Annotated in this window: 9 protein-coding genes and 1 pseudogene; 2 read left to right on the forward strand and 8 right to left on the reverse strand. The window is 52.6% G+C overall.

Annotated elements, in window-relative coordinates; genetic code table 11:
- Window positions 1–142 (reverse strand): annotated as a pseudogene (locus tag ACT3R4_RS17865) (LysE family translocator); the annotation flags it as partial.
- Between the two features lie 146 nt (window positions 143–288).
- Here ACT3R4_RS17865 and ACT3R4_RS17870 point away from each other — a divergent pair.
- Window positions 289–1,146, forward strand: coding sequence for a methylated-DNA--[protein]-cysteine S-methyltransferase (locus tag ACT3R4_RS17870; protein ID WP_441680173.1), 858 nt, complete (start codon window positions 289–291; stop codon window positions 1,144–1,146).
- A gap of 18 nt (window positions 1,147–1,164) precedes the next feature.
- Window positions 1,165–1,677, forward strand: coding sequence for an O-acetyl-ADP-ribose deacetylase (locus ACT3R4_RS17875; protein ID WP_441680174.1), 513 nt, complete (start codon window positions 1,165–1,167; stop codon window positions 1,675–1,677).
- On the opposite strand, the gene ACT3R4_RS17880 is transcribed toward ACT3R4_RS17875, so the two are convergent.
- The 7 genes from ACT3R4_RS17880 to ACT3R4_RS17910 all read right to left on the reverse strand — a co-directional run bounded on the left by ACT3R4_RS17880 (window position 1,658) and on the right by ACT3R4_RS17910 (window position 8,498).
- Window positions 1,658–2,488 (reverse strand): phosphodiesterase, encoded by an 831-nt coding sequence (locus ACT3R4_RS17880; RefSeq protein ID WP_441680176.1) that lies wholly within the window; start codon window positions 2,486–2,488, stop codon window positions 1,658–1,660. The genes ACT3R4_RS17875 and ACT3R4_RS17880 overlap by 20 nt on opposite strands.
- Complete coding sequence (locus ACT3R4_RS17885) at window positions 2,481–3,572, reverse strand: ABC transporter ATP-binding protein (protein ID WP_441680178.1); 1,092 nt, start codon at window positions 3,570–3,572, stop codon at window positions 2,481–2,483. The genes ACT3R4_RS17880 and ACT3R4_RS17885 overlap by 8 nt, the downstream gene beginning before the upstream one ends.
- Before the next feature lie 53 nt (window positions 3,573–3,625).
- Window positions 3,626–4,414: an ABC transporter permease gene (locus ACT3R4_RS17890; protein WP_441680180.1), complete on the reverse strand. Its 789-nt coding sequence runs from the start codon at window positions 4,412–4,414 to the stop codon at window positions 3,626–3,628.
- Window positions 4,411–5,301, reverse strand: a complete 891-nt coding sequence (locus tag ACT3R4_RS17895; RefSeq protein WP_441680181.1) for an ABC transporter permease — start codon at window positions 5,299–5,301, stop codon at window positions 4,411–4,413. Before ACT3R4_RS17895 ends, ACT3R4_RS17890 begins: the two co-directional genes overlap by 4 nt.
- A gap of 2 nt (window positions 5,302–5,303) precedes the next feature.
- Window positions 5,304–6,320 carry an ABC transporter substrate-binding protein gene (locus ACT3R4_RS17900; protein WP_441680183.1) on the reverse strand — a complete coding sequence of 339 codons (1,017 nt, stop codon included), beginning with the start codon at window positions 6,318–6,320 and terminating at the stop codon, window positions 5,304–5,306.
- Window positions 6,317–7,354, reverse strand: coding sequence for a substrate-binding domain-containing protein (locus ACT3R4_RS17905; protein ID WP_441680185.1), 1,038 nt, complete (start codon window positions 7,352–7,354; stop codon window positions 6,317–6,319). Before ACT3R4_RS17905 ends, ACT3R4_RS17900 begins: the two co-directional genes overlap by 4 nt.
- 223 nt (window positions 7,355–7,577) lie before the next feature.
- On the reverse strand, window positions 7,578–8,498 hold the full coding sequence (locus tag ACT3R4_RS17910) for a glutaminase (protein WP_441680187.1): 921 nt from the start codon (window positions 8,496–8,498) through the stop codon (window positions 7,578–7,580).
- Window positions 8,499–8,867: the final 369 nt, after the last annotated feature.

The raw sequence follows: 8,867 nt of genomic DNA on the forward strand, positions 1-8,867 counted from the left end.
GTGTGGCTCCTGTCACAAAGATTAACCCTTTAACAATAGGGTAATGGGTGCCGCTACTGAGGCATATCAAATTGACGGGGCCTGGGGAAATGGATGCGGCAAGAGCAAAAGCTGACATGGGGAGTAATAGCGAAATGCACATTGTGATCCTCCTAAACAGTAAGGGGAGTGTGCGATGATGTGGCGACGGGGTATTGTATAAAAATGATATGCGCAAGATTCGGGTCGGCAGGCCGCTAGGGAGCGCTTAAGCTAGGAGAGCTTCGGTATCACACAGAGGAACCGGCAATGGATGATTATGCGCGTATCGAAAAGGCGATGGTCTACATGGTCGAGCGGGCGGTATTGCAACCCAGTTTGGAAGAGGTTGCGGCTCATGTGCATTTAAGCGCCTACCATTTTCAGCGTCTGTTCTGCCGCTATGCAGGTATCTCGCCCAAGCGCTTTTTGCAGGCGCTCACCCTGGAGCGGGGTAAGCAGTTATTAAAAGAGCCGCGGGCATTACTGGATGTTGCCCATGAGCTTGGGCTGAGCGGTGGCTCTCGGCTTTATGATCACTTTGTGCAGTTAGAAGCGGTGACGCCTGGAGAGCATAAACGTCAAGGGGAGGGCGTCTGTATCGAGTACGGCGTGCATGCAACGCCCTTGGGCAGCGTGCTAGTAGCGGTGACTCCGCGCGGCGTTTGCCGTATGGGCTTTGTGGATGCTACGAGCGCCGATGAACTGCTGGCGCGGCTTGCCAAGGAGTGGCCGCGAAGCTCGCTCAATCATCGCCCAGCGGCGACGGCGTATGTGGTTGATGCGCTATTGGCAACTTCTAAAACAAAACCTGGTACGTTATCGCTTCACGTGACCGGTACCAATTTCCAAGTCGCAGTATGGCGAGCACTACTCACCATTCCTGAAGGCCAGCTGGCAAGCTATACGCATATTGCTCAAGCGTTGGGCATGCCTAAATCGTCGCGAGCCGTAGGCAATGCGGTGGGTGCTAACCCAATTGCGTTATGGATTCCTTGCCACCGTGTTATCCAGCAAAGCGGGGCGTTAGGCGGCTACCGTTGGGGCGTCGCTAAAAAGCAGATGGTGCAGGCCTGGGAGCTGGCGCACTTAACACCTGAAGTGGAGCCGCTCGGTGCATCTAAATAGCCAACAAGGAGGTTGTAAATGAGCATTATCGCGATACAAGCTGATATCACTACGCTTCATGTTGATGCCATTGTTAACGCGGCTAACACCTCATTACTGGGTGGCGGAGGCGTAGATGGCGCCATTCACCGTGCGGCCGGACCGGAACTACTTGATACCTGTCGAACGCTGGGTGGCTGCGCCACTGGCGATGCAAAACTGACCGAAGGCTTTAAACTGCCAGCGCGTACTATTATCCATACCGTTGGCCCTGTATGGCACGGCGGAACACGCGGCGAAGCTGAATTATTGGCGTCTTGCTATCAGCGCTGCTTGGCTCTGGCTGAATCGGTAAACGCACGCTCGGTAGCATTTCCGAGCATCAGTACCGGCGTATACCGTTATCCTATTGAAGAAGCTGCACGGATTGCTGTCTCAGCGGTGAGCGAGGCTCTAAGGCAGGGCTCTACCGTTGAGGCGGTTACGTTTTGCTGCTTTTCTGCCGGGGATTTAGCGGTGTATGAAGCGTGTATTAGTCAATTAGACCGTTAGCGTCGTAAAACGGATAAGGGCCCGGGTACTGTTTAATAAAACCTTGGTGCGTCACCATGCCTGCCTCTGCTGACCATTGATGTAGTAAATACCCTGGCGGCTCTAATTGGAAACGGGAAGGGCCGTCTGGGGTTAGATCCAGGCTGACATAATGCGAAACTCCAGGGCAGCTGATGGCTAACGTATTTCCAAAGCGTGCCTGAATAGTGCGGTGTACATGCCCGCAAAGCACGCGTTCAACCTGGGCATGCTTGTTAATTATCTCGGCCAGCGAGTGGGGCTGCTTAAGAGGCTGGCGGTCCATATGATCAATGCCACTGATAAATGGATGATGATGGAGCATCACCAGCGTTGGGGTTTGCGGCTGTTCGGCCAGGGTTTTATCCAGCCAGCACAGGCTTTCCTCGCTTAGCTCTCCGTAAGGCTCGCCCGGCACGGAGGAGTCGAGCCCTACTAGTCGTACTGGGTAGTCATCAATTACCCACTGTAAATAATGAGCGTCTTGAAAGAGATAGTCATGCTCGGGAAAAGCAGCACGCAAGTGCTCGCGGTCATCATGATTGCCGGGGATCAGATAAACCGGCAGCGTTAGCTCCGCCAAAATCTGTTTAAACGTCGCGTACTCATCGGGGTGGCCAAAGTCGACCAGGTCACCGCTAATGAGTACCAAGTCGGGGCGTGGCATTAGCTGATTGAGCGTTTGAATGGCTTGGCGTAGAGCATCGGCAGTATCCACTTGACGATAGGAAAGGCGCCCGCCAGCTTTGATATGCGGGTCACTGATTTGAGCGATAAGACAAGATTTACCCATTGGCCTGCTCCTTGGCGCTTGTGGCGGCTAGTTTTGAATGACTTAGCTCTGGATGAAAAAGCGCTTGCGAGGGCAGGTTCAAACCAATAGCGGCGCCGGTGGGCCAAAGCTGGCGCGATGATGCCTTAACCTGAATCGGTGTAGCGCCACCTGTATCAACCATTAACTGCTGAGACTGCCCTAGAAAAATACTTTGTAGAATGCGGCCTTTTACTTGGGCATCCGCTAGAGCGACCACCTCGATATCCTCTGGACGACAGTAAACGCTTAGTGCCTCTTGTAGGTGAGGCGCGGTCAATTCACCGCCTTGCACCGTGAGGTGACCATCATCCCCTTTTCCGATGACTTCCAAGCGATTCACCGCGCCGATAAAGTCGGCCACAAACGCATTGGCGGGCTGGTGATAAATCTCTTGGGGCGTACCCAATTGTGCAATTCTCCCGGTTTGCATCACTGCGATACGGTCTCCCAAGGCCATCGCCTCGTCTTGATCATGGGTCACATAAACCGCGGTTGTGCCCAGCTCGCGCAGCAGCTGGCCGATTTCCAGGCGCAGCCGGTCGCGCAACTTGGCATCCAGGGCCGCAAGGGGTTCATCAAATAGCAGCACTTTGGGGCGAACGGCAATGGCGCGCGCTAGGGCAACGCGCTGTTTTTGCCCACCTGACAAGGCATCAATACGCCGCTCGCCAAAGCCTTCCAGATCCACCATGCGCATGACCTCGGCCAGCCGTTGCTCAATCTCAGAACGGGGCAAGCGCTGTATTTTCAGACCGTAGGCAATGTTGTCGGCAACACTCATATTGGGAAATAGGGCGTAGTTTTGAAACACCATGCCGACATCGCGCTTTTCAATAGGCAGGGCAGTCACATCCTGTTCGCCAAATTGGACGCGACCGCCCTTATCCGGGCTTTCAAGGCCGCTGATGATGCGCAGTGTAGTAGTTTTGCCACATCCAGACGGCCCAAGTAACACTAAGGTTTCTCCTGCGTTAATGTGGAGATCTAGCGGTTGCAGGGCCTTGTGGTTACCTGAAAAAGTACGGCTGCATTGGGTTAGGGTGATGCTGACGGATGAACTCATATCGATCTCGGGGTTATCTCTTGGCGACGGGGCGAGTTAGATGTTCTGGTTGCTTAACGGCGTGGGCTGGAAAGCCGCCCGGCCCATTGAATAGCCACCAGCAGTGGGACAATCATCACTAGAAAGATCAGTGTGTAGGCCGACCCCACTTCAAGGCGCATGGAGGCATAGCTATCGGCTAGGCCTACCGGAAGGGTTTTTGTAAGCGGGGTATGCAGCATCCAGGTAATGTTGAACTCACCAATTGATAGGGTGACGACCATCAGCGCGCCCGCCAAAATACCGCTAAGACAGTTGGGAATCACCACCGCAAAAAAGCGTTGTCGAAAGTTGGCTCCTAGGCTTGCTGCCGCTTCTTCAAGCAGCGGTAGACGCGCGGTTTGCATAACAGAAAGCACGGCTCGCACCATAAATGGCAGAGTGAAAAGTACATGGCCTACCAAAATGAATAGCCAGCTTCCACGAAATTCCCGGTAGCTACCGTAGGCAAGTAGTAAAGCGAGGGCAGTGGCAAGGCCTGGCACGGCCACCGGTAGCAGGAGCAGTTCCTCAATCGCATTGGCCCAGCGGCGGCGGCTGCGTAGCAAACCATAAGCCGCGGGCACGCTAATCAGCGTTGTAATCACCAAACAGGCCAGCGCCAGCTTGATAGAAAGCCAGATTGTGTTGGAGTAAAGCTGCCATACCTCACTTACCCAGCGCAGCGTCAAACCGCTTTTAAGGCCAACAAAGTAGTTCTCGGTTAGCCCAGCCATGACGGACATGGCCACGGGGATGATCATGAAGAGGCAAACCAGCAGAGTGAAACTCAGCTGTAGGAAGAATCTGATACGTGGATTCATACGGGGGCTCCTACATTGCCGCCCGCCAACTTGCGGGCCAGACTTAATGCGACCCAGGTAATAAGCCCAAGCACAACAGATAGCGCGGCTGCCATGGCGAAGTTGGCGTAGTTGGTAAATTCGCCATAAATATCGAGAGGTAAAATGCTCAGTCGCGTGCCGAGCGTGAAAGCGGTACCAAATGCCCCCATGCTGGTCGCAAAGCAGATAGCGCCGGTCGAAAGTAAAGCGGGCGCAATACCCGGCACAATGACATCTTTAGTAACTTGCCATGAGTTTGCCCCCAGCGAACGGGCAGCCTCTTCAAGACTTTGGTCTAAATTTTCACAAGCCGCCATTACCGTGGTGATGACGCGTGGAATGGAAAAATAGAGATAGCCTATAAAGAGCCCAGCAAGTGAATAAGCGAACATCCAGCGCTCATCGAATAACCACAGGCTTAATTGAGCCAAAGCCCCCTGACGACCACCCAGCATAATCACTAAAAAGCCGACTACCACGCCTGGAAAGGCAAGTGGAAAGGTGAGAATCGCGACCAATATCGATTTACCTATAAAACGGTGGCGTGCCAAAAAAAAACCGGCTATGCCTGCGATGCCCACGGCAACAAGTGAGACGGTAAAGGAGATTGTGACGGTGGTGACGAGGCTAATTAAGTACTGTCGATGGGTAAGAATGGTGAGATAAGCACTGATACCACTACTACGATCGGCTTCAGCGCCCATTAGAATCAGACGAGAAAACGGCAGTAGCCAAAAAGCGAAAAATACGGCTAGTGCTGGCGCTAAGGCGAATACTGCAATGAAGTTTTTACGTTTCGGGGTTTGGCTTATTGCTCGGGTGGCTGAATAAGCAGCCCCTAGGGGCTGCTTGGATATGACTGCCATGATTAACGAACCTCCGAAAGATACCGCTCGGAGAAGCTGCGCTGGGCATTGGCCATGGCGTCATAATCTACCGTGACGGCGCGGGCGTAATCACTATCGGGCAGAAAGACTTCACGGGCCTCTGCTGAGATAGCCTCTTCGCGTACCGGGCGTAGATATGCATCTGCCCATACCGCTTGGCCTTGATCGGAAAGTACGAAATCAAGCACTTGACGGCCGTTTTCCGGGTTAGGGCTATCTTTCACCATGCTCATGACGTAGGGCACAACGACACTGCCTTCTTCAGGAATCACAAAGTCGATGTTGGCGCCATCGCTATAGCGGGCACGGTAAGCGTTGAAGTCGTAATCCAGTAGAATCGGAATTTCACCGGAAAGTACGCGGGCGTAGCTGGTTTGTTTCGGAACGATAGGGGCGTTATCGGCGAGCTGGTTGAAGTAATCAATGGCGGGGGTGAAGTCGTTAAGATCGCCACCCATCGCTAGGTTAACCGCGGTTGCCCCCACGTAACCAACAAAAGCGCTGGCGGGATCAAGATAGCCCACCATGCCCCGGTACTCAGGTTTGAGCAGGTCTTCCCAAGAGGTAGGAACGGGGGCGCCATCCAAGGCATCAACGTTGACCATAAAGCCAAGCGTGCCTGAGTGAATGGCAAACCAGTTACCGTCAGGGTCTTTAAGGCCCTCAGGTATTTCATCCCAATGGGCTGGCTGGTAAGGCTCAACGACGTCGGCTTCCATCGCCTGGATACCAAACGTCACTCCGTAGTAGACCACATCAGCAACAGGGCTATTGGCTTCTGCCACTAGCTGTGCCAGTGACTGGCCGGAGTTTTTATTATCTTGTGGTACCCGGATGCCGGTTTCCTGCTCAATCAGGCGTAGCTGTGTGCCCCAGTCCGCCCACTCGGGCGGGCAGTTGTAGCAAATAGCATTATCACTGTTTTGAGCCATCACGCTACTTGAAGCGCTGATCAGCGTAGTGGCCAATAGCGCTTGATATAGATGCTTAACGTTCATGTGATACTCCTCGATGAAATACCTGGTGGGGTCTTTCTGGTTGTCGGAGCTCCGACACTTTCGCCCTTTCGTAATACATAGGGCAGGGGGGTAAGAACGGGTCTTTCACCCCGAATCATGTTCAACATCGTGTGAATGGCTGCACGACCAATATCCGCACGGGGTTGCTCAACGGTGCAAAGCGAGGGATAGAGATATTTTCCCAAGGCAATGCCGTCAAACCCCATAACGGATAGATCGCTAGGTACCGAAAGCCCGGCTCGTTGTAGTTCGCCTATCAAACTGATAGCGAGTAGGTCATTGGTACAAATCAGCGCACTGAGTCCATCTGTGCCGTGTAAATGCGGCGCTAGACTTTTCAGGTCTGCTTGGGTGTGACGAGGCATTTCAATGAGTGGATATGGGGGTAGCCCAGCCGTCTGCATGGCAAGGCGATAGCCTTCATAACGATGTTGCGCACGGTCGGATTGCAGTAATGGGCCGGCGACCATGCCAATTTGCTGGTGACCCAGCGAAATAAGGTAGTGGGTGGCGGCTTCGCTAGCGGCGTGATTATCAACGCCGACAGAGGGAAAACCGCTTTTGCCGGGAGGGTTATAAACAAGCAGGCAAGGCGTAGTTTCTTGACGTAGCTGAGCAAGCACGACGCTTTTATCAGCTTCAGCCACTGTTAGCACCAAACCATCAACTCGCTGACGTAACATCTCTTCGACAATGTCGTTCTCGCGACTGGCATCGTATTCACTCGTCGTAACAATAAGTGAATACCCGCAGGCCCGAGCGGCTACTTCCATGGCTTGAAGCTGTTCCGCAAATACCGGGTTATCAAGACTAGGTACCATGACGCCAATCATTTGCGTTGCTTGTAAGCGCAACTGCTGAGCCACTTTGTTAGGCCTAAATGCAAGCTGTTGAGCTGCATGGAAGACCTTTTCCCGCGTTGTGTCGCGTACTAAATCAGGGGTTGAAAAAGCGCGTGCGGCCGTTGCTCGAGAGACGCCGGCGAGTTTTGCCACGCTGAGTAAATCTGCCATGCCAGCACCTGTTATTGGTGAAATGAGATCGATCTCATTGGTTGGGTGTCAGCCTAGCGAGGGACTGTTACGAACTGATGTCGAGGAGATGTAAATTTGGCAAGAATTTGATGGCAGTTTTACCATCAGTAGGATGTTGTCTGGTTAGCAAGGTAGAAATATTGTAGTTTTTTATTACTAACCAGATTGTGAGTGATGACTTGAAGGAGTAAAAACGATCAGATCAATGCCCAAACACTGACCAGCCGGTGCGTTGAGCAAACATTTCAAGTGCTTTCGTGCCCAGCAGACTATTGCCATATTCATCCAGGCCTGGTGACCAGACAGCAATGGCGCCTTGGCCTGGGGCGATTGCCAGGATGCCGCCACCGACGCCACTTTTTCCTGGTAGCCCCACCCGAAAAGCAAATTCACCTGAGGCGTCGTAATGCCCGCACATCATCATCAACGAGTTAATACGCCGAGCCCGTTGAGGGGAGACGACGCGAATGTTGCTGGGCTGGTTAACGCCATCAGACGCCAAAAATAGCCCTGCATGAGCAAGCTGTTGGCAGCTCATGGCAATGGCGCACTGGTGAAAATAGGTGCCCAGAACTTTATCGACATCATGGCGCAGGCGGCCAAATGCTTTCATAAAGTGGGCAAGCGAGGCGTTGCGGTCGCGGTGCTCCATTTCAGAAGCAGCGACAGTATGGTCAAAGCAGATGCTGTCGTCGTCCGCGATATAGCGCACAAAGCTTAGCAGTTCGGCAAGCGTTTCCTTGGGTTCATGACCCATCATGATGGCGTCAACGACTGCTATCGCTCCGGCATTAATAAAGGGATTCCGCGGTTTGCCCCCTTCGTGCTCAAGTTGAACGATAGAGTTAAACGGATCACCCGATGGCTCACGGCCTACATTGGACCAAAGCGCATCGCCCATTTTTCCCAACGCAATCGTCAGCGTAAACACTTTCGAAATACTCTGAATCGAGAAAGGAGTGGTGGCACAACCGGCTGAGTAGCGTGCGCCTTCCACTGTAGCAAGTGAAATGGCAAATTTTTGGGGGTCCGCATGAGCAAGCTCAGGGATATAGTCGGCCACCTTGCCACGCTCGGTTTCGGCGGCCATTGCCCTTGCGATCTCATTGAGTAAATCTTGCATTTATAGCCGTTAATTTTGGGTAAAAGAGGGCTGCCAAAATAACCGAAAACGGCGGCAATGTCTGCCAAAAGCCTATCGCTAGTAGGCCAGTGAAGAGACTTGAGCAGTTAGATGGTTATTCTTCTTTATTGTACGAAATAGTGAAATAAGCAAAAAACCGATAAAGATTCCACTTTTTTAGTTTTACGATGGTAAAAGCATTTGCCGATTTCTTTAATTATCACTCATAAAATTATTTTGTTTTAACAAAGGTTTGAAAGGCTAAAGATTTAAAGCGTTTCGCTTGCGGTGCGTTAAGGGGCATCTAGACTTGGCTCTCATGGGCGATTTAAAAGGAGAGCGCTAATGGCAAAGGAAACCGTCACCGAT

It is taken from the genome of Halomonas sp. AOP7-E1-9 (genome assembly GCF_052376035.1).
Lineage (GTDB): Bacteria > Pseudomonadota > Gammaproteobacteria > Pseudomonadales > Halomonadaceae > Vreelandella > Vreelandella citrativorans.

Bases quoted from the DNA above. Each gene is read 5' to 3' on its own strand.
- ACT3R4_RS17870 (WP_441680173.1), top strand. From the start codon at position 289: ATGGATGATTATGCGCGTATCGAAAAGGCGATGGTCTACATGGTCGAG.
- ACT3R4_RS17905 (WP_441680185.1), bottom strand. From the start codon at position 7,354: ATGGCAGATTTACTCAGCGTGGCAAAACTCGCCGGCGTCTCTCGAGCA.
- ACT3R4_RS17875 (WP_441680174.1), top strand. From the start codon at position 1,165: ATGAGCATTATCGCGATACAAGCTGATATCACTACGCTTCATGTTGAT.
- ACT3R4_RS17910 (WP_441680187.1), bottom strand. From the start codon at position 8,498: ATGCAAGATTTACTCAATGAGATCGCAAGGGCAATGGCCGCCGAAACC.
- ACT3R4_RS17895 (WP_441680181.1), bottom strand. From the start codon at position 5,301: ATGGCAGTCATATCCAAGCAGCCCCTAGGGGCTGCTTATTCAGCCACC.
- ACT3R4_RS17880 (WP_441680176.1), bottom strand. From the start codon at position 2,488: ATGGGTAAATCTTGTCTTATCGCTCAAATCAGTGACCCGCATATCAAA.
- ACT3R4_RS17885 (WP_441680178.1), bottom strand. From the start codon at position 3,572: ATGAGTTCATCCGTCAGCATCACCCTAACCCAATGCAGCCGTACTTTT.
- ACT3R4_RS17890 (WP_441680180.1), bottom strand. From the start codon at position 4,414: ATGAATCCACGTATCAGATTCTTCCTACAGCTGAGTTTCACTCTGCTG.
- ACT3R4_RS17900 (WP_441680183.1), bottom strand. From the start codon at position 6,320: ATGAACGTTAAGCATCTATATCAAGCGCTATTGGCCACTACGCTGATC.